This is a genomic window from Paenibacillus validus NBRC 15382 (genome assembly GCF_004000985.1).
Taxonomy (GTDB): Bacteria; Bacillota; Bacilli; order Paenibacillales; family NBRC-103111; genus Paenibacillus_G; species Paenibacillus_G validus.
In genome coordinates this window covers 39,683-60,289 of the sequence record NZ_BIMH01000010.1, presented here as the reverse complement: position 1 = coordinate 60,289, position 20,607 = coordinate 39,683, and the positions used below count along the sequence as shown (strand labels likewise).

Sequence of the window (20,607 nt, the reverse complement as noted above, 5' to 3'; positions counted from 1 at the left end):
CCTGTAGAGCCCGGCATTTGGGCGTATCCCGTTCCCGTGTCCCGTGCGGGGCCGGGGCCCTACTCCCAAACGAGGGAGGTCAACAGCTTGTGTTCGAACGCCCGGATGACGAATGCCTCGTAGAAGTCGCGGCGGACAATCCATTGGTACACCGCATTGTGGTGCGCATAGACCAACACGTCGGTCAGAACGTCGTTATGGCCAAAATAATCGCGCACCGCCTTCACGCCCTTCTCGACATTCGCATCCGGCACGGATAGACGCAGCCAAAATTCCACGTCCGCCTCCCCGTCGTTCTGCTCCTCCCAAGATAAGAGCTTCTCGTCATATGTATAGCGAAGCTTTGTCATCGCAGCCTTTCCCCCTTACATCAAATATCTTACATAAATATATACGTGCGCCAGCGCCACCGAAAACAGCATCAAAGGAAACGCGATTATCATATATTTCATAAACGATATCGGATATCCTTCCCTGGCGGACATACCGGCGACGATCAAGTTGGCGCTGGCCCCGATCAGCGTCCCGTTACCGCCGAGGCAAGCCCCTAGCGCAAGGCTCCACCAGAGCGGCTCCAAATCGGATACGCCCATCGTTCCCATCTCGAAGATCATCGGAATCATAGTGGCCACGAACGGGATATTGTCGAGGAACGCCGAAGCGAGCGCGCTAAACCACAAAATCATGATCGACGTCTTCGTCACATCCCCGCCGGTCAACTTGATCGCCTGCTCGGCCAAAGCCGCGATGACGCCGGTTTCAACTAAACCCGATACGAGCACGAACAATCCGATGAAGAAAAATATCGTCATCCACTCGACCCGGCGGAACGCTTCTTCCAAATAATGCTCCCCGGTTAACAGGAGCAACAGGAACGCGCCGGCCAAGGCCACCGTGGCCGATTCCAGATGGACGATCTGATGGATGAAGAAGCCGCCGATCGTTAAGCCCAGCACGACCAAACTTTTGCGAAGCAGCGCCGGGTTCTGGATTTCCGACTTTTCATCCAGATCCATGACGCCGCGCCGCAGCTCCTCCGTTGTCTGAATGTCTTTGCGAAACAGCAGGACGAAGACCGGGATCGTCGCGATCAGGATGATGATCACAATCGGCGTCAGGTTGTTGATGAACGCCATGAACGTCAGTTCCTTCACCGCGCTGCCGATCATAATGTTCGGCGGATCGCCGATTAACGTCGCAGTCCCGCCGATGTTGCACGCAAATATTTGTGAAATAAAGAACGGGATCGGATTGACCCGCAGCTGTCGCGTAATGCTGAAAGTGACCGGCACCATCAGGAGCACCGTCGTGACGTTGTCAAGGAACGCCGAACCGAACGCCGTCACGATCGCCAGCGCGACCATGATGCGCGCGGGGTGTCCGCCGACTTTTTTGGCCGCCCAAATCGCGACGTACTTAAATACCCCCGTCTCCGCCGTAATGCTGACGATGATCATCATCCCGACGAGCAGTCCGAGCGTGTTAAAGTCGATGTGATGGAGCGCCGTTTCCTGATTAACGATTCCGAGCACAACCACTAGAATGCCGCCGGTCATGGCGACGATCGTTCGGTGGATTTTCTCCGAGATGATGAATCCGTAGGCGACGAGAAATAACCCGATAGCGATGAGCGCTTGCATGTCCATATAGATAGTCCTCCTGCGATGTCTGGTGAGACCCTGAAAAAAGACAAAGAGGAGCCCTTGGTGACAGGCTCCTCCTATGAAACGATTGCTGAATATGCAGTTGTAGACGGGCTTCAGGGTCTCCCGAAAAAAATTCCATCTGTATATACGCCGGAGGTTGCAATTTGTTGCGCCCATGACCAAATTTTTTTTTAAACGGTTCGTTTATGCACGTAATATAAAAAGACATGCTGCAGAATAACCTTGATTACCGCAAAGAACGGAACCGCCAATATGAGCCCGACCACACCCGCCACCTCTCCTCCAACGAGCAGCGCGAACATGATAAATAATGGGTGCATGTTCAAAGAACGGCCGACTACCTGCGGTGAGATGACGTTGCCCTCGAGAATTTGGCAGACGGTATTGACCACGATAACCAGCAGCAGCATTTTGATCGAAATCGTCGAGGCGACGATGAGCGCCGGAGCCGCGCCGAGAAACGGCCCCAGGTACGGAATGATGTTGAACACCGCGACCACGCTTGCCAGCAGCAGCGCATAGGGGATGCCGATTGCCCAATACCCGATGTAAGCAAGCAGCCCGACAATCAGACAAACCGTAAACTGTCCGCGAATGTAGTTGCCGAGCGCCGTATCGATATCGGTCAGCATCGACACAATCTCTTTGCGGTGCGTTCTGGGCACAATGGCCAGCGTCGTTTTTTCGATCAATTGAAAATCTTTCAAAATATAGAATGCGACGAACGGGATAATAAAAATCATAAACAGCTTATTGATCGTATTGCCGATCCCGTTGATGTAATCGGCGATCGCCAGCGAGATGCCGTCCTCCAGCTTCGCCAACGATTGATGGATCCCGATCCGGACGCTGTCCGGCAAAAACTGCAGGCCGTTCAAGTCGTCGACCAGGCTCTGCGCCTTGAACGAAACGTCCGGCATGTGCTCGTTCAGCTCCGCCAGCTGGCGAACGAGCATCGGAATCACGTTCATCAGGATGACCGTCATGGACATGATGAACAAGGCGTAGATCAGAAGCACAGCGATCGTACGCGGCACTTTGCGTGCGCCCAGCAGCGAGACGACCGGATTCAAGACATAGGAAATAATGAGCGCGATGATAAACGGTGTCAAAATTTCGCGCAAAAACCAATACACCCCTGAAATCATCGGCCGGAGCTGCATCAGCAAATATAAAATAACAAGAATGAGCAAGGTATAAACCATCCCGAGCAGAACGCGGTTTTTGGGCAGCCGTTCCAGACACGTCCCCTCCTTCGGCATCTTTCGGTACCGGCTTCGTCAGTACGAACGAACTTCCATATACTACAGTATATGTACAACCCCTGGTTCTTAACCCAATATTCGGACGTCCCCCGCACATAAAGCCGGCACGAGCCGAATACAATGAAGAAGGACGAACGGGACAAAAAAACACCGCAAGCGAAGGAGCGACGCTCCCTGCAGCGGTGTTCATAGGCGTTATATTGTAAGTCGGCTTGCCGGTCCGAACCGTTAGTTGGCGTGAACTTGCGGCATTTCCTCTTCAAAGAAGAGATCATCCAACGAACTTAACGTGCCGTCTTCCTCGACTTGGAATACGGACATCTTCTCCCCGTTCACGGTCAGTTCGATAAAGCAGCCCCAGCAATAAAATTGATGCGAGCCGATTTTGCCGATATCTTTGGAATTACAGTTTGGACAACGTAACATCTGTATCACCCTATTCTTCTTTTGGTACGAAGATTTCCTCCAACGCCTCGCTTGCGCGTACGGGAACAATTAAGGCGTCCTCGCCGACTTTCACGGAATCCGGCATGGGCAGCCATTTGCGCCCTTCTTTGAGATCTGAAATGAAACCCTCGGTCAATTCGTATCCTATTACTTTTTTACCCGTTTTTGCATCTAAATAAACATCCTCGACGACGCCGAGTTGTTGACCGTTCACGGTCAGCAGCGGAAGTCCCTTGATCCGGTGTCTCCCGCCAAGCAGAAGCTTCCAGGTATTCTTCGCTTCAAGCGGCTTAATCGCGTCCTCCCGCTTGATCGTAACGGCGTCTTCGCCTAGTGCGATAACGTCTTCCCATTCCACGCAAGTCGCTTCTTGAAACCAATGTCCCGCCCCTAGCAGAAACGCCTGCACTTGCCAATCCTCGTCGAGCAGCAGATCCGTAACTTCACCGACTTGTTTGCCGGTATGCACGCAGATCACAGGCAACCCGATCACATCCCGCGTACGTCTCACCAAACTCTCTCCAATCGTGAATTGGCTTAAACGATACTACGTAAACGGCGGATGACGGTTTCAACCCGTGACGCGGTTTCGCGAATCTGTGCGGAATCATTCGAGGCGCCGAAGCTGAACCGAATCGCCGACGAAGTTCTCGCTTCGGATAACCCCATCGCTTTCAGCACATGGGATACCTCCAGCGATCCGGAGGTACACGCCGATCCGCTTGCCGCCGCGACTCCGGCCAAATCGAGATTCATCAGCATCGATTCTGTCGAGACGCCCGGGAAGCTGACGTTCAAGATGTGCGGCAGCCGCTCGCTCGGATGTCCGTTCACGATGAAATCGTCCGGGCTGAGCCGCTTTTCCAGCTCGTTTACCAGTTCTTGACGTAGTGTTTCCACGTGATGTTTCTTTTCATACCTCGCGCGGTCAAAAAGTTCAACCGCCTTCGCAAAACCTGCGATCGCCGGGGTATTCTCCGTACCTGGGCGCCGTTTGCGCTCCTGGGAGCCGCCGTAGCCTAACGGCACGAACCGAGCGTTCTTCGCTATATACAACGCGCCGACCCCTTTGGGACCGTTCAATTTGTGCGCGGAAAAGCTCATAAAGTCAACAGGCAGCGCATGCAAATGAAGCGGCATGTAAGCCAGCGCCTGAACCGCGTCGACGTGAAAGGCGATTCCCTTCTCGCGAGCCAGTGCGCCGATCGCTTCGATCGGCTGCAGCGTGCCGACTTCGTTATTGCCGTACATGACGCTGATCAATATCGTATCCGGGCGAAGCGCGGATTTAATGTCGTCCACCGAGACCCGTCCGTATTCGTCGACCGGCACGTAGGTCACTTCGTAGCCGAGGCGCTCCAATCTCTCGCATGCATGCAGAACCGCATGATGCTCGATCTGCGTCGTAACGATATGGTTGCCGCGAGCGCGGTTCGCTTCAGCGGCGCCGAACAGCGCCATATTATCGCTCTCCGTGCCTCCGCCGGTAAAGACGAGCTCAGACGGCGCACATCCGACGAAAGAGGCGATCCGATCGCGCGCTTCGTTCAGCGCGCTCTTCGCGTCGCGGCCGGCCCAATGCGTGCTGGAGGCATTCCCGAAGCTATTCGTCCAATATGGCATCATGGCTTCCACCACTTCCGGATGAACCGGGGTTGTTGCGGCATGATCCAAATAAATCAGGTTCAATGTACTCACCACATCGTTCATAAGAAATGTAAAGACACTTAGATATAAAACATATAGCTGTCGTGATGGCTTCCCTCGTCATGATAGGAGATCATATCCTGCAGCGAGGTCGAATCCAGCACTTGTGCGATGCCATCGCGAATGCGTATCCACAAGTTCCGTTTGGCAGGGTCGTCTTCCTCCGTAAAATCGACGGGGCTGATCGGACCTTCCAGTACCCGAATGACATCTCCAGCGGAAATCTCCTCGGGCGATTTTGATAATATATATCCACCGTAAGCGCCGCGAATGCTTTTGACTAACCCGGCATTACGCAGCGGGGCAACCAATTGCTCCAAATAATGCTCGGAAAGCTGATGCTTTTCGGCGATGCTTTTCAGTGAGGTGGGGCCTTCTCCGAACCTGGTGGCAAGCTCCATCATGATGGTCAGCCCGTAGCGGCCTTTAGTTGATATCTTCAAATCGAGCACCTCATTTACATATCATACATTTTGGTATCTTTTCTATGGTAACACAAAACCTTCTATTGTGGGAGAAAAACAATGACGATATGTTGAAATAATTTTATTTATGAGCAAATCTATGTATAATACTAAGCAGGCCACAAGAGCAAAGCGAGGGGATTAAGAATGAGTAAACCACGTGTTGTCCTCGGCATGTCAGGCGGCGTCGATTCGTCCGTTGCGGCGCTGCTCCTGAAAGAGCAAGGTTACGAGGTCATAGGCGTATTCATGAAAAACTGGGACGATACCGACGAGTTCGGACACTGTACGGCGGAAGAAGATGCCGAAGATGTGCGCCGGGTATGCAGTCAAATCGGTATTCCTTATTATACGGTAAATTTTGAGAAACCATACATGGACAAGGTGTTCGCCTATTTCTTGGACGAATATCGCAAAGGTCGCACGCCGAACCCGGACGTCATGTGCAACCGGGAAATCAAATTCGGCGAGTTTCTGAACAAGGCGCTCGAGCTTGGTGCAGACTATATTGCGACCGGCCATTATGCACGCGTCGAGCAAGTTGACGGCGTATATCGGCTGCTGCGAGGCGTCGATTCGAATAAGGATCAGACGTATTTCCTGCACGCACTGAGCCAGTACCAGCTCTCCAAGGCCATGTTCCCGATCGGCCATCTGCCGAAGCCGGAAGTCCGCGCGATCGCGGAGAAATCGGGTCTTGCGACCGCGAAGAAAAAAGACAGCACCGGCGTTTGCTTTATCGGCGAGCGAAATTTCAAAGAGTTTCTCAGCGGTTATTTGCCGGCCAAGCCGGGTGAGATGCGCACGCTGGACGGGGAATTGAAGGGCCGCCACGACGGCCTGATGTACTATACCCTCGGACAACGCCAAGGGCTCGGCATCGGCGGCTCGGGCAGCGGCGAGCCTTGGTTCGTCGCCGGCAAAGACCTGGAGCGTAACGTGTTGTACGTCGTTCAAGGCGAGAAACATCCGGCGTTGTACTCGAAGGGCTTGCTGGCCACCGACTTGACCTGGATCTCGGGAGAACCTCCGCAAAGCCCGTTCCGCTGCACGGCCAAGTTCAGATACCGCCAGCCGGACCAAGGCGTCATCGTTCATTTCGAAGCGGACGGCAGCTGCCGCGTGGAATTCGATCAGCCTCAGAAGGCGATTACGCCGGGACAATCCGTCGTGTTCTATGACGGCGATGTCTGCTTGGGCGGAGCGGTCATCGACAAGATGGTGAAGTGACGCGGACAAGGTTTGGCTATACCGCATCAGGCACCGGAGATCGGCTGACTTGAGCGTTCGGCGTCCCATATACAAAAACCGTCAAGGTACTCCACCTTGACGGTTTTTTTGTATAAAATTATTTCCCGGGCTATAACGCAGACCGCTCAACCGATCGTCAGCTTGCCTTCCGGATACCGATAGCTGTCCTTCTTAAGCTTCGGCTGCAAAGCGAACGCCAGCGTGATCAGACCGACTCGGCCGATATACATCATGACAATGATGTTTATTTTGCCGGCGAAGCCTAGCTCTGGCGTCAGTCCCGCGCTTAAGCCCACCGTCCCGAAAGCCGAAGCCGCTTCGAACAAAATCATCAGGAAATCTTGCCCCTGCACGGTGGATAACGCCATCGTGGACAGCACGAGGCAAAACAAGCCAAGCAAGGAAAAGGTCGTCGCTTTATATATATCTCTCTTCGGGACCCGGTAACGGAACAGGACCATGTCTTGCTTCCCCCGCACCATGGTCAGTACGGCGCCGACCAGAATAACGAAGGTTGTCAGCTTGATCCCGCCGCCGGTGGAGCCGGGAGCCGCGCCGATAAACATCATGATGACCATCAGGAACTGCGTAGCCGACCGCAATCCGGTAATATCGATCGTATTCACTCCTGCGGAGCGCAAGGTGATCGATTGGAACAACGAGGCGAGAATTTTCGTGTCGAGACTGAGCGGGCCGAGCGTACGCGCATTCGTATATTCGAATATAAAGATGAGCAGTGCGCTTAACAGCGTCAAAATGCCGGTAGCCGTCAGCACAACCTTGCTGTGCAGCGACAGGCGCCGCGAGCTCGGGTAATCCACGAGCTCTGAGAGCACGATAAATCCGATACCGCCGAACAAGATAAGCAGCATCGACACAAGGTTGATTCCCCAGTCCGCCACATAAGGCGTCAGGTTGCGGAACCCGCCAAACAGCTCAAAGCCCGCGTTGTTGAACAGCGATATGGCATGAAACACGCCGTAATAAAGCGCATGGCCGAGCGGCATCTCCTGCGACAAGCGATAGGCGAAGTACAGCGCGGCGAAGCTCTCGATGACGACGGAATAGATCAGCACCTTCATAATAAGCCGCACGACGCCTTCGATGCCGAGAAGATTCATCGACTCCTTCAACATGAGCCGATCGCGCAGCGAAATCCGTTTCTTCATCGCGATTGCGAACCATGTGACCGTCGTCATAAAGCCCAAACCTCCGAGCTGCACCAGAATCAGGATGACGACTTGACCAAACTTTGTAAAATAAGTGCCCGTATCGACCACGAGCAATCCTGTCACGCAAGTAGCCGAGGTCGCCGTGAACAACGCGTCGACCCACGGGGTAGCTTCCCCGCTTACGGCGGCGGCCGGCAGCGACAACAACAGCGTGCCGACCGCAATAATAAGGGCGAAACCGCCGGCAAACACGCGCGGCGGCGTCAGTTTGAACCATTTGGACTTGCGTTTCACTCGTATGTCATCTCCTTGCACCGGGCTCCTTCTTATGAGCTAGTATACCACGACGCAACTAGGCGGCAAACGTCATCGTCACCTTTCGTCAAGCAGCGGACTTTTCCGCATGGCGAAGCTTCAGCCGGGTTCAAGCGCCGATACCGAGCGCCGTCAGCACCATATAGATCGTCACGACCCATCTCGGCATATCGGGAGATACCGCCCGAAAGCTGTGTAAGAAATTCGTCCATGCAGGCCTCCTGCGGTCATAAGCTTTTACGGCTCTCTCCGACACGCGAATCCGGATGGTGATTGAACGTATCCGCGTATTCCACCAATCCGATGTCGCAGCCGGGCCCCAGGCTCACATTCTTGGCCCGGACGATGCCGGCGCGGGTGTGCTCCAGATAAACCTCGTCGCCTTCAATCGTATCGAAGATCAGCGCATCTTCTGCGAACATCAGCGCCCGTACCAGCTTGCCGAGCGCGCCGGCAAGCTCCGTTTTGCGGACAGATATCGTTTCGCCGCCGATTTCTTTAGCCCGGCATTCCGTGTACAAGTCGACTTCGATGCTCCCCGCATTCAGCAGACCGTCCACGCGAAAGCAGCCGCGGGAACGGAACGATTCCGCTTCGCAAGCGCCCTGAACCTTCAAATAACCGTTCACCACGATGTCTTCTCCGGATAAGCCGGCCTTCACCTTCAACTGCCCGTCGACTCTCAGCTCGCGTGCGCTTAAGCTTCCTTCCACGTCCGCTTTGCCGTTAATTTGCATGCTGCCGGTATCCACCTTCGCTTCAAACGAAGTCGAGCCGTTGACTTCCACCGTTTGAGCCTTCACCTCGCCGTGTATGCTCGACCTTCCGTTACAGACGAAGCTCACCAATCCAAAGGACCGTTCACGTTCCCTTGCCCGTTAATCTTAACGTTGTTATACGCGCCTCCGCCCGCGCCGCCCATTACGCCTGAAATATTCAAATCGCCGCGTAAGCCCATCGTTATCGCTCCATTCCCCCATCAAATTTGCACAGCGTCGGTAACATCCGATCCCGCCGTATGCTCGAGCTTGTTCGTATATTCAATCCGGCCGATGCCGCACCCGGGTCCGACGACTACGTTCCGCCCCCGGATGACCTCCGCCTGCGTGTACTCCACATAAACGTCGTCGCCCTCGATCGATTCGGCCGTCAGTGTGCCTTCATAATAATCCGCCGGAAGAAACAAGGAGCCGAGCAGCTTCTTCAGCATCGTCCCGGTCCCGCGCCGCCCGTCCCGGTGACCGTCAAATTGTTGCGCGATTCCATTGGGTCATCCCCTTCCATCGTTCATCTTCATCTTCAGTTCTTCCATGCACGCGGCAAAGCTCAACCGGGCCACGACTTTCGTACCCGGGTCGAACATAACGGAATCCGTACCGCCGATCATCAGGAACGAAGAGATGCCCATCTTGCGAATGAACACCAGCACCCAACTTTTGTTCTCTATTGCCGACTCGTGGCCATGCAGCGTCTGCAGCATCATAACGCCTTCGTCCAGATTGATATCGCCAGCTTGCAGCAGCTTATCGAGCATATAAGCGATCAATATGCGTCCGAACGGGAGCACGGGTCCGTCGCCGAACGTGTTCGTGAACAACTCCAGCGATCGTTTCGAAACAATGTTACGTTCCAAAAGTTCGCTTTGCCCTACCGCCATGTCCGCCACTTCCGGCGAGAAGACGTCCGCCAACTCGTCAAGCGATAAATCTTCCTTCATATTGACGATCTTATCGATACGAGCCAAAATGCTTTTCTTCGGAAAAAAAGTTTCCTGCCCGGTAAACGTCGATTTGCGGATGAACCAGTCTTCGGGAATTAAATTTTTCCGCTTCCAGCGGTACAGTTGGCCATACGAAATACCCGTCAATTCCAGCAATTCTTTCTTGGATATGAGCTCTTGCTCGATCATAACCGCACCACCTTATACGAAACAATGTAATATAACATTGTTACGTTGTAAACTCAAAAAAAAATGACCTTCCCGCAGGTCAATTTTTCCGGCATTTATCGGCTTACATCCCATGGTCTCCGGATGCCGGATCGCTATGCTTCGCATTCTTACTCGGCGTCACGAGAATGCGGGAGATACGTAAATGGTCGATTTCCTCTACGGTAAACACAAACCGTTCATTCCACTCGACCTGCTGCAGCTTGGTGGGCGGCATCTCAACCTGCGCGTACATCCATCCCCCGATCGTATCGTAATCGTCCGATTCGATTTCGAGACCGAAATACCCGTTCACTTCTTCGATCAACAAGCGCCCGTCGATCGAATGCGTCCGTTCGTCCTTCCGCTCGATCTGCGGGCGTTCTTCGTCGAATTCGTCCTGGATTTCACCCACAATTTCCTCGATAATATCCTCGAAGGTAACAAGTCCGCTCGTGCCGCCGAATTCGTCGATCAATAGCACCATCTGCGCTTTGCGCTTCTGCATCAGCTTCAATAAGGCGCTGATTTGCATGGATTCCGCGACCTTCATAATCGGCCTTACGATCGTCAGCAACTCGCCTTCGCCATCCGTCAGCTTCAATAAATCTTTAATATGGACAAAACCGATGATCGCGTCCTTATCGGGATCGCATACCGGGTACCGCGTATGCATTTCGCTGATCGCGATCATTTTATTGTCCTCATAGGAGCGCTGGGCGTACAAACATATCATTTCCGTACGGGGAATCATAATCTCACGCGCATTCGTTTCCGTAAATTCAAAAATGTTATCGACAAGCGTCAGCTCCGTATTGTCGATTAACCCTTTCTGGTTGCTTTCTTTCATCAGCACGCGTATTTCGTCTTCCGTATGGGCGCTGCGATGCTCCTCCGTCGGTTCGATGCCGGTCAGCCTCAGCAGCGCGTTCGACAGCCCGTTCAGCATCCAAATGAAAGGGTACATGATCTTGTAGAACGCCGCCAAGGGAACGGATGAAAGCAGCGTCACACGTTCCGACTTGCGAATCGCATACGTCTTGGGAAACTGCTCGCCGAGCGTAATGTGCAGCGTCGTGATGAGCGTAAATGCCAGAACGAAAGCCGCCATGTGAACGACGGACTCCGGCAGCCCGAACGGGCGCAAAAGCGGCGCCAGCAGCTTGGAAACGACCGGTTCCCCAAGCCACCCGAGCCCGAGGGAGGTTAATGTGATTCCGAGCTGACAGGCGGATAAATACGCGTCCACATTGCTCAGGACCAAGCTCGCACACCGTCCGCTTCGCGAGCCGGCGGAAGTGAGCTTCTCGAGCCGGCTGCGGGACGCTTTGACGATGGCGAACTCGGCAGCGACAAAAAAACCGTTCAAACACACCAGCAGCAGTACAAACCCGATGTTTAACCAAAGGGGGAACGGATCGCTGATCAAGCCCTTTCACCTTCCCAACCGCAAGAAGTCTAGTTTGAAACTATACTAATACCCTATACATCCAAGGGCACGGCTAGAACGGGAAAGTGCGACGCTTCGTCTTCCTTCCGGGTTACGACGGCATCGGCGTAGGGGTCGGTTTGGCAAAGCCTTGCTTGTACGTTTGCTCGATCGTTTGGCGTATTTCCTTCAGCGTCTTGCCGTCCTGCTTCATCTTGATCGACTTGACTGCAATTTGCAAACATACGCCGCAGCGCGTGCCATGATCGTCCCAGACGACGGAGCCGTCCGCTTGCACTTCCTTAATAAAACAGTTCATGTTGCTCATATGACCGGCACTCTCCCCGCAGCCGCAGTAACAGGGCATCCACTTCAAGAGATCGGCCGCTTTGCCGGCGGCTTCATAGACGAGGCGCACATCCTCGGGTTGTTTGTCCAGAAAACGCGGCAGCGCGTCCGCGGAAGCTGTTTTTTCTTGAATATCGCCCTGCGGCGTTGGATGTCCTTGCTGAGTGTGCCCGGCATGCGCACTGCCGTTACCTTCGGCAGAAGGGGCCGTCTTCGGCGCGCAGGCCGAGACGACGGAGGCCAGCAGCAGAAGCGCGATTACCGGTTTGACCGCTTGTTTCATACGTTCCCTCTTTTCCTTCATTCGTTTACCTTCGATTGTACATCAATAATGGCCGCGGTGCCAAAACTTACCGTGTGGAGAGCTTTCGCCGCTGGAGCTGCGTTGAAATTCCATGTTTGCCGCTCATGTGGTAAAATAACTTTATGAAATAGAAACATCCGTTCTAATTTCCATATGTAAAGCGAGAGTTAGCCATGGACCTATTCGATTACAACTACGAAGAGCGGCGGGAAGTCGTCGAGCCGTTGTCGGAACGGTTTCGCCCCCGCAGCTTGGATGACATTGCCGGCCAACAGCACCTGATTGGCAAAGGGAAGCTGCTGCGCAATCTGATTGAGCAAGACCGCGTGTCGTCGATGATCTTGCAAGGTCCGCCCTCCTCGGGCAAAACAAGTCTGGCCGCCGTTATCAGCCGTCTGACGTCCGCCCACTTCGTCAAGCTGAATGCCGTCTCCTTGACCGTCGCCGAGCTGCGCGGCGTATTCGCCAAGGCGCTTGACGACTTGAAGCTGTACGGTCACAAAACGATCGTGTTCATCGATGAGATCCACGCGATGAAATCGAATGTGCAGGAAGCGCTGCTGCCCGTCGTCGAGAACGGCACGATCACGCTGATCGGCGCCACGACCGAATCGATCGCGCACGACATCATCCCCCCGCTCGCTTCCCGCTGCCGGATATACCGGCTCGAGGCGCTGTCTGAGGCGGAGATCAAGCGCGTGATTCTCGAGGCGCTTAACGACCCGGAGCGCGGCCTCGGCAAGCTGAAGGTATCGATCGAGACAGAAGCGCTCGATTATTTGGCCGACATTTGCAACGGCGACATCCGCAATGCGTTGAATGCGCTGGAGAATGCCGTGTACAGTCTCTCCGATGCGGATACGGTCGATTTGGCGACCGTGCAGCAGGCGTTCCAATTCCGGCTCAACGCCGTCACGACGAACGACATGTACAACTTGACGTCCGCCTTCTGCAAGAGCATCCGCGGCAGCCAAACCGATGCGGCGCTCTATTGGATGGCCCGGCTGCTCGAATCGGGCGTCGACCCGCTGTATATCGCCAGACGCATGGTCGTCCATTCCAGCGAGGACATCGGCATGGCCAATCCGCACGCGCTGCAAATTGCGCTCGCCGCGAAGGATGCGGTGCTGTTCCTCGGCATGCCGGAAGCTCGGATCCCGCTTGCGCAGGCTGCGGTTTACTTATGCGAAAGTCCGAAGTCGAACTCCGCATACAAGGCGATCGCGCGCGCCTTCGACACCGTGAAGAACAACCGGGCATACCCGGTGCCGGATTCGATCAAGGACGGCTCGAAGACATATGTCAATCCGATCGACCATCCGGACCGTGCCGGCAAGGTCCAGTATATGCCGGAGCCGCTGAAGGACGCGAAATTTTACGAGCCCCAGAACAGCGGCGTCGAAGCGAAAATTTATATGAAAAAGCAATAAGACAGTCCCAAGCGGGACTGTCTCTTTTCGTCTCATGCGTATGATCCCCACTGGCCGACCGCCATCGCCATCCGGTAGCGGAGCATCTGCTTCACCAGCTCTGATTGCTCTTCCGAGCATTGTACGATCAATACAACCTGGCCTTCATTCTGTGACGAGCTGGCTTCACGGTTTCTTTTTTTCCGGTTTACCCAGTAATCGATTCCCATCCCGAGCAGCGCACCCAGCGCAAGCCCGAGCAGCCCGCATATAATCGGCCCCCATGTCCAGCTGAACCCGAGGGAAGCGCCCAGAACAGCTAACACGGTCCCAAGCACAGCGGGGCCGTCTAACAGGCTGACACCGTCCGATCGATGCATCGTATCCATAAAATGAGCCCGACCCGGCATTTGGCGATCCAGCGGAACCGCCGCGATCGAATCCGCTCCGATCCCTGTGCCGTGCAGGTCGCTGATCGCAAGTTCCAATTCCATGGAGTAACGGAAGGTCGCTACGATATACATCGATTACTACCCTCCTGCGCCTGATTTGATCGAAAATCCCAACGTTTGGTACTCTTCTTCCAGCCACTGCCGCTGCGCTTTTTCAAACAGCTTGTTGTTTTCCACGGCATACACATAGGCGTCAAAGGCCGCAAAGCCATAAATCGACGGCATAAACAACGACCATTGCGGGTCCATGGGCGAATGAATGCGGCCCCAGCTCTCTATCGTAAGCAGAAGGCATTCCATAAAATTGGAGTTGATAGCCATTACAATCCAGCCGATAAGCAGCAAAAAACCGGTCGGAATCCGGTGCAGATACATCTGCCCAAGCCCGGGCATGAGCAGCGACCAGACCATCGCCAACCATGGCGAACGAAGGTCCAAATATTGAACCGCCAGCGAGTTCATCTGAAAACGGATGATCGGCGCATTCTCCCGTTCCGCAAGCGTGAACACTTTGTTTTGTTCGATCGTCGTTCGGTAGCTGTCCCATATGGCATAAATGTAGACCGCAATGTATAAGAGCACCCAGCGAGGATTTATAATGAGCGCCGCTTGCTTGTATTTGCCGTGAATCGATAACACCATCGCTCCATTAATGTGCGATTGCATGTTGATCAGCACTTCCCACACGATGAGGATAGCCCCCTTGAAATGGTTGCCGAGCAGCAAATGCCCGAAGCCCGGAAAAGCGGCCGACCACCAGGCAGTCACCCATGGCTTGCGGAAATGCAATATGTTGACATTCAGCGTGCTCATATGAGCCAAACTGCGACGGTTGTTGCGGTTTTTCGCCTTGCCGTTCATACGACTCACCCCGATAAGGTTGCGATTAAATCAGACACCAGGTAGCTTGCCCCAATTCTGGAAATTTTACAAATACAAAAAAACCGGCATCCGCATGAAGCAGAGATGCCGGTTGGCAGAAGTTAATTGAGGCCGGCTTTAGCCAGCAGATCGCGCACCGCAACGCTAACCATAATCAGGCCGGCCACTGGCGGCACGAACGCGTTGCTCGCCGGAGGCTGCTGCGCCTTGCGGATTTCCGGCGCGTTGTCCGGTACGATCCGCTGGGTGACATCCTCCCGGGGCTTTATCGGCTCTTCCGTGGAGAAGACGACTTTAACCCCCTTGTGGATGCCTTCCTTGCGCAGCTTGTGACGAATGACGCGAGCAAGCGGATCAACCGTCGTTTTCGAGATGTCCGCCACCTGAAAACGCGTCGGGTCCATCTTATTCGCCGCCCCCATGCTCGAAATGAGCGGGATTTTGCGGCGCCGGCACTCCTTGATCAGGTGAATCTTGTAGCTGATCGTATCCGAAGCGTCCAGGACGTAATCAAGCGGATATTCAAACAGCTTCTCGTACGTTTCCTCGGTATAAAACATGCGCAGTGCAATGGCGTCGCACTCCGGATTGATTTGCAGAATGCGGTCGCGCATCAGCTCCGCCTTCGGCTCACCAACGGTCGATAGGAGAGCGTGGATTTGACGGTTCACGTTCGTGATATCCACCACGTCCTTATCGATCATAACGATGCGGCCGACCCCGGTGCGGGCCAGCGCTTCGGCGGCAATCGAGCCGACGCCGCCGATGCCGAGCACCGCAACCGTACTGTTTCTCATGACGTCCAGCCCTTCCGGGCCGATCGCCAGTTCCGTTCGTGAAAATTGATGCAGCATCGAGGGTACGCTCCTTTCAGCAAATCCTCTTATTTCGTAACCGGCGGCTTGACGGCAATGCGAATGGACAGCTGCTCCAACTGCTTATCGTCCACCGTACCAGGTGCATCGGTAAGCAAATCGGTCGCGCTGGCCGTTTTCGGGAAGGCGATCGTCTCACGCAGGTTGGTGCGGCCGGTTATCAGCATGACCAACCGGTCGAACCCGAACGCGATCCCGCCGTGCGGCGGTGTGCCGTACTCGAACGCTTCCAGCAGGAAGCCGAATTTCTCATTCGCTTCTTCCGGCGAGAAGCCGAGAGCGGCGAACATTTTTTCTTGCACTTCGCGCTTGTAGATCCGCATCGAGCCGCCGCCGACTTCGTACCCGTTAAGCACGAGATCGTACGCTTGCGCGCGGATTTGGCCCGGATCGGTATCGAAGAAGTGAACGTCCTCTTCCTTCGGACGCGTGAACGGATGGTGCTCGGCCACGTAACGTTTCTCGTCTTCGTCGTAGCTGAGCAGCGGGAAGTCGACGACCCAAGCAAACTTAAACTGGCTCTCGTCGATCAGGCCGAGCTGTTTGCCGATCTTCAGACGCAGGTTGCCGAGTACGTCCGCAACGACTTTCTTCGTGTCGGCGGAGAACAGCAGCAGGTCGCCTTCTTCGGCTTCCAGACGCTCTTTCAGCAATTCGAGCTCCTGCTCGTTGAAGAACTTCACGATCGGGCCTTTCAGCTCGCCGTCTTTGTACGTAATCCAGGCCAGCCCTTTGGCTCCGTAACGGGCGGCGAACACGCCGAGATCGTCGATTTCTTTGCGGCTCCAGACGCCGCATCCTTTGGCGTTGAGAGCCTTCACCTGGCCGCCTTTGGCGATGACGCTGGCGAATACTTGAACGCCGGATTGGGCGACGATGTCGGACACGTCTTTCAGTTCAAGACCGAAGCGCAGGTCAGGTTTATCCGAGCCGTATTTGCCAATCGCGTCGGCGTAGCTGATCCGCTGGAACGGGGTCGGGATTTCCGTGTTGGCGGTTTCGCGGAACAAGCGTACGACGAGCTTCTCCATCAGATCAAGCAGCTGATCCTGCGACAGGAACGACGTCTCGATGTCGACCTGGGTAAACTCCGGCTGGCGGTCGGCGCGAAGGTCTTCGTCGCGGAAGCAGCGGGCGATCTGGTAGTAACGCTCGAGGCCGCCGACCATCAAGAGCTGCTTGAAAATTTGCGGCGATTGCGGCAGCGCGAAAAATTCGCCCGGATGGACGCGGCTCGGCACCAGGTAATCGCGCGCGCCTTCCGGCGTGCTCTTGGTCAGGATCGGCGTTTCCACTTCGATAAAACCGTTCTCGTCGAGGTAATCGCGGAACACCTTCGCCGCTTTGGAACGAAGCTGCAGCGTGCGCTGCATTTCCGGACGGCGCAGGTCGAGGTAACGATACTTCAACCGCAGCGACTCGTCGATATCGATGCCGTCTTCGATGAAGAACGGCGGGTTTTTGGCCGGGTTCATAATTTCGAGTTCGGTAATTTGCACTTCGATTTCGCCGGTCGGCAAGTTCGCGTTCACCGTTTCCGCATCACGCTCGACGACTTTACCGCGAACGGCCAGCACGTACTCGTTGCGCGCACGATCTGCGATGCCGTGCGCGTCGCCGGAAAATTCCGGGTTGAACACGATTTGCACAAGTCCGCTCCGGTCGCGCAGGTCAATGAACAAGACGCCCCCGAGGTCGCGGCGGCGCTGTACCCAGCCGTTCAAAGTGACGGTTTCACCGACGTTGGCTTTACTTAACGTTCCACAGTCATGCGTTTTTAACATTTGTGTCATGATTCGTACCTACCTCCAAAGTGTGGTCAACAAGGATTGAACTTAGTACTGCCCGCAAATTGCGGAACTGCGGTGCGCGAATATCCGGGTGCGCGCCGGCAGCTTATTACGCCCGCAGCCGGGCGGCCAGCGCTGCTGCAAAGCCAGCGAGCGGCAGCGTCTCCTGCTCGCCCGTCGCCATCGCTTTAACGGTGATCTCGCCTTTCGCGAGCTCATCTTCGCCGAGAATGGCGACATAAGTGGCGCGGTGGCGGTCAGCCGACTTCATCTGCGCTTTAATTTTACGCGATTGATAATCCCGCTCTGCGGACAGCCCCTGCATCCGAAGCTGCTGGAGCAGCTTCACAGTTTCCTTCTCGGCCGCTTCGCCGAGGCCGATCAAGTACACGTCGAGCGGCTTCGCAGCCGGAATCTCGACACCCTGCGCCTGCAGCACGAGCAGAATGCGCTCGAGGCCGAGGCCAAGGCCTACGCCCGGCTGGTCGTTGCCGCCGATTTGGCCGACAAGGCCGTTATAACGGCCTCCGCCGCCAATCGTATCGATGGCCCCGATGCCCGCCGCCTTATACTCGAACGCCGTGTGGGTGTAATAGTCCAATCCGCGCACAAGGCGAGGATTGAGCCGGTAAGGGATATCCATCGCCGCCAGGTGATCCTGCACCGCTTGGAAATGCGTCCGGCATTCTTCATCCAGATGCTCGACGATCGTCGGCGCGCCCTCGCAGAACTTCTGGTCGATCTTGCAATCGAGAATCCGCATCGGATTGCGGTCATACCGCGATTGGCAGTCTTTGCAGAGCTGGTCTTTCACCGGCGCAAAAAAGCGTTGAATGTGCTCGCGATAAGCGGCGCGCACGGCCGGATTGCCGACCGAATTGATCTCCACGGTGACGTCCTTCAAGCCGATCTCCCGGTAGAACGAATACCCAAGCGCGATGACTTCCGCATCAATGCCGGGATCGACGGAACCGAACGCCTCGATGCCGAACTGGTGGAATTGACGGTAGCGTCCGGCCTGCGGCTGCTCATAGCGGAACATCGGCCCGATGTAGTACAGCTTGCTGACGTCCGGTTCGCCGTACAGCTTGTTCTCTACGTATGCGCGAACGACGCCGGCCGTCCCTTCCGGACGAAGCGAGATACTGCGGTCGCCCTTGTCCTGAAACGTATACATCTCTTTCTCCACGATGTCCGTCGTTTCGCCGACGCCGCGTTGGAACAGCTCGGTGTGCTCGAAAACAGGCGTGCGAATTTCGCGGTAATTGAACCGGCGGCACAGCTCGCGGGCTTTATTCTCGAGATACTGCCACTTCTCGATCTCGCCGGGCAGCAGATCTTGCGTGCCCTTAGGTTTCTGTATACTCATCTGGGTCTGGCTCCTTTCTCCTTGACACGAACACAGGTGTGAAAAATAAAAAATCTCCCGCCCCTGTCGATAAAACAGGGACGAGAGAATCGGTTCCGGTTCTCCCGCGGTACCACCCGCGATTTGAATGCATCGGCCGCCGCGGCAAGCCGGACGGAAGAAGGACATTCACACTTGAGGCGGATAACGCCCGCTACACGCAGCACGGCTACTGTCCGGCTTCCCTTGTCTTTCGGCTGTCAGCACGAAAAGCGCGGGTAGCGCCGGGGTTCCCCGACTGTCCTCCGGGAGGTCTGTTCATCCGATTCGCATAAGGAAGCTTGCAGCCTGGGCTTCCCTCTCTGTCCTATGCAAGGTTCGAATTACTTGTTCCCATCCATGGATCGCATCAATGACTTTCAATGTTCACATTTTAACTGCGAATTTTGGCAAAGTCAAGCATACACTGCTGCGCATAAACGGCAAGCCCGAAATTGAAGGCGGGTGGCGAAAACCGTGTCCACCGCCCGCCCAGGCGTCCTGGGGCGACACTCCGCTCTGATTGCGTTCTGCCCGTGATCAGACCCGGCCGGGATGAAGCATGCTGATGAAGACGTTTAACGATTACCGGGAAAACATAACATATACATTCCATAAACCTGACACGTATATTACTTTATCGAGTCTGCGAAATTTCGGCTGTTTCATGATCAGCATGAAGGGCTTTGCCCGCTTCATCCTTCACCAACCGGGCATGTACGACAAATCTGCCTGCCACCGGGTCCAGCAAATAATCACAGGTGGACAAAGTTATAATCCGGTCCTCGGTGCCAGGCTCCACATCCCTCGGATACAGTGATTTTTTCTGAATATTCTCCAGAAAGGCCGCATAAGCCCCCTCATCGTTAAATTCCGTTTCTATATAATTAAAATCCGTTGTCGTATAATAAGCCGCAAAAACCTCAGCCGTATAAGATTCATACAAGGTGTCGAAACGGATTTTCCGATGCGTATCATAGTAGTCCCGATTCACATACTGCTTCAATTCGCCAAACATGGTACCATCCTTCATCCGGTGGCCGTAAATAATCGTATTGCGGTCGTCCGCTCCAATGTTATTGCGAAAATCGAGGAAAATGCTGCCCGCCTTGGATGCCTCTCCTTTATAGTTGCGATATAAGTAATGCTCGTTATCAGAACCTTGAACCACGGGATAATCGATCCGGCTGCCCTCCAGCCTGATCCACCCCACTACGTCTGGATTCAGCTCCAGCAGCGGCTTGAACGAGCTGCGAATCGGACGCTCGCTCCCCCCACCGTAGACGCTCTCCGCTACGGCACTGGCTCCCGCAGAAGAGAACGATTCCTTAACTTGCTCTGCTGCGAACATTCGGCTCGCCTCAGCGAGCACCTTACGGTTCTCGTAGTATCCCCAACCAACGGCCGTCAATCGAATCGAGGCATACATAAACACAGCAACCGCCAGCAGGGTCCAGACCCGATGCATGTGCCGACGCCTCCCCCGCTCCAAAGTTAAACGTCTCTATTCTTCGGT

At 54.9% G+C, this 20,607-nt stretch carries 21 protein-coding genes; 2 read left to right on the top strand and 19 right to left on the bottom strand.

The features are described 5' to 3' along the window. Positions 1-59: 59 nt before the first annotated feature. The 7 genes from PVA01S_RS09510 to cymR all read right to left on the bottom strand — a co-directional run bounded on the left by PVA01S_RS09510 (position 60) and on the right by cymR (position 5,529). Positions 60-350, bottom strand: a complete 291-nt coding sequence (locus PVA01S_RS09510) for a hypothetical protein (protein ID WP_127607119.1) — start codon at positions 348-350, stop codon at positions 60-62. Positions 351-365: 15 nt separating this feature from the next. Then, entirely contained in the window at positions 366-1,646 is a 1,281-nt protein-coding gene (locus PVA01S_RS09505) for an ArsB/NhaD family transporter (RefSeq protein ID WP_127607117.1), read from the bottom strand. A 191-nt stretch (positions 1,647-1,837) separates the two neighbouring features. After that, complete coding sequence (locus tag PVA01S_RS09500; RefSeq protein ID WP_127607226.1) at positions 1,838-2,908, bottom strand: AI-2E family transporter; 1,071 nt, start codon at positions 2,906-2,908, stop codon at positions 1,838-1,840. Between the two features lie 252 nt (positions 2,909-3,160). Next, positions 3,161-3,358: a hypothetical protein gene (locus tag PVA01S_RS09495; protein WP_014371928.1), complete on the bottom strand. Its 198-nt coding sequence runs from the start codon at positions 3,356-3,358 to the stop codon at positions 3,161-3,163. A gap of 10 nt (positions 3,359-3,368) precedes the next feature. Then, positions 3,369-3,890, bottom strand: a complete 522-nt coding sequence (locus tag PVA01S_RS09490) for a PRC-barrel domain-containing protein (RefSeq protein ID WP_127607115.1) — start codon at positions 3,888-3,890, stop codon at positions 3,369-3,371. A gap of 26 nt (positions 3,891-3,916) precedes the next feature. Further along, positions 3,917-5,068 (bottom strand): cysteine desulfurase family protein, encoded by a 1,152-nt coding sequence (locus tag PVA01S_RS09485; RefSeq protein WP_127607224.1) that lies wholly within the window; start codon positions 5,066-5,068, stop codon positions 3,917-3,919. A gap of 38 nt (positions 5,069-5,106) precedes the next feature. Continuing rightward, positions 5,107-5,529, bottom strand: a complete 423-nt coding sequence (gene cymR, locus PVA01S_RS09480) for a cysteine metabolism transcriptional regulator CymR (RefSeq protein WP_054800160.1) — start codon at positions 5,527-5,529, stop codon at positions 5,107-5,109. A 168-nt stretch (positions 5,530-5,697) separates the two neighbouring features. On the opposite strand from cymR, the gene mnmA reads away from it, so the two are divergent. Then, on the top strand, positions 5,698-6,780 hold the full coding sequence (mnmA, locus tag PVA01S_RS09475) for a tRNA 2-thiouridine(34) synthase MnmA (RefSeq protein ID WP_127607113.1): 1,083 nt from the start codon (positions 5,698-5,700) through the stop codon (positions 6,778-6,780). Between the two features lie 146 nt (positions 6,781-6,926). Here the strand turns inward: mnmA and PVA01S_RS09470 are convergent, their stop codons facing one another. From PVA01S_RS09470 to PVA01S_RS09445, 6 genes are all read right to left on the bottom strand, one after another. Further along, positions 6,927-8,267 (bottom strand): TrkH family potassium uptake protein, encoded by a 1,341-nt coding sequence (locus tag PVA01S_RS09470; RefSeq protein WP_127607111.1) that lies wholly within the window; start codon positions 8,265-8,267, stop codon positions 6,927-6,929. A 248-nt stretch (positions 8,268-8,515) separates the two neighbouring features. Further along, entirely contained in the window at positions 8,516-9,076 is a 561-nt protein-coding gene (locus PVA01S_RS09465) for a cell shape determination protein CcmA (protein WP_127607109.1), read from the bottom strand. Positions 9,077-9,267: 191 nt separating this feature from the next. Then, positions 9,268-9,498 carry a hypothetical protein gene (locus PVA01S_RS09460; protein WP_127607107.1) on the bottom strand — a complete coding sequence of 77 codons (231 nt, stop codon included), beginning with the start codon at positions 9,496-9,498 and terminating at the stop codon, positions 9,268-9,270. Positions 9,499-9,558: 60 nt separating this feature from the next. Continuing rightward, the gene (locus PVA01S_RS09455) at positions 9,559-10,194 is read right to left on the bottom strand and encodes a YhbD family protein (protein WP_127607222.1); all 636 of its coding nucleotides are present in this window, start codon (positions 10,192-10,194) and stop codon (positions 9,559-9,561) included. Positions 10,195-10,300: 106 nt separating this feature from the next. Further along, entirely contained in the window at positions 10,301-11,644 is a 1,344-nt protein-coding gene (locus PVA01S_RS09450) for a hemolysin family protein (RefSeq protein ID WP_127607105.1), read from the bottom strand. Between the two features lie 112 nt (positions 11,645-11,756). Continuing rightward, positions 11,757-12,275, bottom strand: a complete 519-nt coding sequence (locus PVA01S_RS09445; RefSeq protein WP_127607103.1) for a PCYCGC motif-containing (lipo)protein — start codon at positions 12,273-12,275, stop codon at positions 11,757-11,759. Between the two features lie 194 nt (positions 12,276-12,469). On the opposite strand from PVA01S_RS09445, the gene PVA01S_RS09440 reads away from it, so the two are divergent. Beyond that, complete coding sequence (locus tag PVA01S_RS09440; protein ID WP_127607101.1) at positions 12,470-13,726, top strand: replication-associated recombination protein A; 1,257 nt, start codon at positions 12,470-12,472, stop codon at positions 13,724-13,726. A gap of 32 nt (positions 13,727-13,758) precedes the next feature. Here the strand turns inward: PVA01S_RS09440 and PVA01S_RS09435 are convergent, their stop codons facing one another. From PVA01S_RS09435 to srtB, 6 genes are all read right to left on the bottom strand, one after another. After that, the gene (locus PVA01S_RS09435) at positions 13,759-14,229 is read right to left on the bottom strand and encodes a hypothetical protein (RefSeq protein ID WP_127607099.1); all 471 of its coding nucleotides are present in this window, start codon (positions 14,227-14,229) and stop codon (positions 13,759-13,761) included. A gap of 6 nt (positions 14,230-14,235) precedes the next feature. Further along, a complete protein-coding gene (locus PVA01S_RS09430) occupies positions 14,236-15,018 on the bottom strand; it encodes a hypothetical protein (RefSeq protein WP_127607097.1) in 783 nt (260 codons plus the stop codon). A 122-nt stretch (positions 15,019-15,140) separates the two neighbouring features. Then, positions 15,141-15,893, bottom strand: a complete 753-nt coding sequence (locus PVA01S_RS09425) for a tRNA threonylcarbamoyladenosine dehydratase (protein WP_054799938.1) — start codon at positions 15,891-15,893, stop codon at positions 15,141-15,143. A gap of 29 nt (positions 15,894-15,922) precedes the next feature. Continuing rightward, entirely contained in the window at positions 15,923-17,707 is a 1,785-nt protein-coding gene (aspS, locus tag PVA01S_RS09420; RefSeq protein ID WP_127607095.1) for an aspartate--tRNA ligase, read from the bottom strand. Between the two features lie 106 nt (positions 17,708-17,813). After that, positions 17,814-19,073: a histidine--tRNA ligase gene (gene hisS / locus PVA01S_RS09415; RefSeq protein ID WP_127607093.1), complete on the bottom strand. Its 1,260-nt coding sequence runs from the start codon at positions 19,071-19,073 to the stop codon at positions 17,814-17,816. A 655-nt stretch (positions 19,074-19,728) separates the two neighbouring features. Further along, entirely contained in the window at positions 19,729-20,559 is an 831-nt protein-coding gene (gene srtB, locus PVA01S_RS09410; protein WP_127607092.1) for a class B sortase, read from the bottom strand. Positions 20,560-20,607 lie beyond the last annotated feature (48 nt).

Coding starts and splice junctions, on each gene's coding strand:
- PVA01S_RS09430 (WP_127607097.1), bottom strand. CDS start 15,018: ATGAACGGCAAGGCGAAAAACCGCAACAACCGTCGCAGTTTGGCTCAT.
- PVA01S_RS09505 (WP_127607117.1), bottom strand. CDS start 1,646: ATGGACATGCAAGCGCTCATCGCTATCGGGTTATTTCTCGTCGCCTAC.
- PVA01S_RS09510 (WP_127607119.1), bottom strand. CDS start 350: ATGACAAAGCTTCGCTATACATATGACGAGAAGCTCTTATCTTGGGAG.
- PVA01S_RS09445 (WP_127607103.1), bottom strand. CDS start 12,275: ATGAAACAAGCGGTCAAACCGGTAATCGCGCTTCTGCTGCTGGCCTCC.
- PVA01S_RS09435 (WP_127607099.1), bottom strand. CDS start 14,229: ATGTATATCGTAGCGACCTTCCGTTACTCCATGGAATTGGAACTTGCG.
- PVA01S_RS09495 (WP_014371928.1), bottom strand. CDS start 3,358: ATGTTACGTTGTCCAAACTGTAATTCCAAAGATATCGGCAAAATCGGC.
- PVA01S_RS09425 (WP_054799938.1), bottom strand. CDS start 15,893: ATGCTGCATCAATTTTCACGAACGGAACTGGCGATCGGCCCGGAAGGG.
- PVA01S_RS09440 (WP_127607101.1), top strand. CDS start 12,470: ATGGACCTATTCGATTACAACTACGAAGAGCGGCGGGAAGTCGTCGAG.
- aspS (WP_127607095.1), bottom strand. CDS start 17,707: ATGACACAAATGTTAAAAACGCATGACTGTGGAACGTTAAGTAAAGCC.
- mnmA (WP_127607113.1), top strand. CDS start 5,698: ATGAGTAAACCACGTGTTGTCCTCGGCATGTCAGGCGGCGTCGATTCG.
- hisS (WP_127607093.1), bottom strand. CDS start 19,073: ATGAGTATACAGAAACCTAAGGGCACGCAAGATCTGCTGCCCGGCGAG.
- PVA01S_RS09460 (WP_127607107.1), bottom strand. CDS start 9,498: ATGCTGAAGAAGCTGCTCGGCTCCTTGTTTCTTCCGGCGGATTATTAT.
- srtB (WP_127607092.1), bottom strand. CDS start 20,559: ATGCATCGGGTCTGGACCCTGCTGGCGGTTGCTGTGTTTATGTATGCC.